At 54.1% G+C, this 1,309-nt stretch carries 2 protein-coding genes; one reads left to right on the top strand and one right to left on the bottom strand.

Going from position 1 to position 1,309, the window contains the following annotated elements; translation table 11 throughout:
- The coding region (locus AB4043_RS25810) for a carboxypeptidase-like regulatory domain-containing protein (protein WP_442308561.1) at positions 1 to 383 on the bottom strand (383 nt) is incomplete at its 3' end.
- Between the two features lie 319 nt (positions 384 to 702).
- On the opposite strand from AB4043_RS25810, the gene AB4043_RS25805 reads away from it, so the two are divergent.
- Positions 703 to 1,309 (top strand): DUF4118 domain-containing protein (locus AB4043_RS25805; protein ID WP_442308560.1); only part of this gene is annotated, 607 nt, incomplete at its 3' end.

Below are 1,309 nucleotides of genomic sequence, written 5' to 3'. Positions count from 1 at the left end.
GTGCCGCTTTCTGTGTTGACCGTTGTGGCATCGGCTTCCACGGACACGGTTTGCTGCGCATTATCGACCTGCAGCTTCACATCGACTCGCAATTGCTGCCGTGCGTCGAGAGTGATGTTGGTGATGGTTGTTGCGGCGAAACCATCGGAACTGGCGGTGACGGCATACGTCCCGGGATTCAGGTTGAGTACCTGAAATTCGCCCCCTGCATCCGCTGCCGTATCGCGAGTGGAATTGTCGTTCAGATTCTTGATATGGACAATTGCTCCAGGTAACACCGCTCCGGAAGGATCCTGTACAGAGCCGATAAGGCTGCCGAATGTCGACTGAGCAGTTGCCGGACGGATCATCAACACGCCTGTCAGAACCAACACTGCGAGCATGCGGGCCGTAACTGCTAGAGCATTTTCCCTATTACTGGGTATCCCGGAAGAGGGGTGAAGTGGCGTTTTCGTTGCGGAAAACGCCCATAGATGCAGAAGCCTTGCACTACACCTACAGGGAAAATGCCCCAGTCGCCCGGACAGAGTACGACCTCCAAAAATATTCATTGTTTTCTCCTGACCATTTGTCCCGGTCAGGATGATTGAAGCTTTGTTTCCATCAGGGAGGCATAAAGCTTCCGTCAGTGCGAATGCGAAATGCTCAACCTTTACGCATTTCTTATGCATCTCTGGCTAATCTCTGAGATGAAGGGTCCATGTGAAGGCACTTCGATCGAGATCGGTGATATGGACCGCGGGTACCTGCGGTGCCGTCGGATTGTTCGGTTTCGTCTTTGGCGATCAGGTGGAGCTTGCTTTTGCCTGCGTCATCTATCTGCTGCTGACGATTATTGTGGCCTGGCAGGCAAGATTCCGCGCCGCGGTGGTCACGGCTATCTATGCAACATTATGTCTCGACTACTTCTTTACCGAGCCCAGGAGAACACTTCGATTTGTCTCGATTGCCGATTTCGCATCAGTGGCTACATTTGCTTCAGTAGYGCTGCTCGTGAGTCATCTCTCAAATCGCGTCCGGCTGCAGGCGGAAGATCTGGTGCTGCAGCGGGAGCAACAAAGAGCGCTGCATGAGCTTTCCGCGGCTGCGCTGCTTCTCGATTGGCGAGAGGCCTATGGCGAGCATTTGGCATGGTTGGTGGAGCGGACGCTCAAGACGGAAGGTGTATCGATCTGGACCGCGCGTGAAGAACGAACATGGGTGGCGGGAGACATTGATATTCCGGCAGATTCGCTGCGCGCGACATTCATGGCTGGAAAGGAATATGACCTTGCGCGGAATGGAGTTGCGATTCGCCTGCTCAAATCAG

Origin of the sequence: Terriglobus sp. YAF25 (genome assembly GCF_052113305.1) — a bacterium.
Classification (GTDB): domain Bacteria; phylum Acidobacteriota; class Terriglobia; order Terriglobales; family Acidobacteriaceae; genus Terriglobus.
The sequence above is the reverse complement of the archived record's forward strand: the minus strand, read 5'-3'. Positions and strand labels throughout refer to the sequence as shown.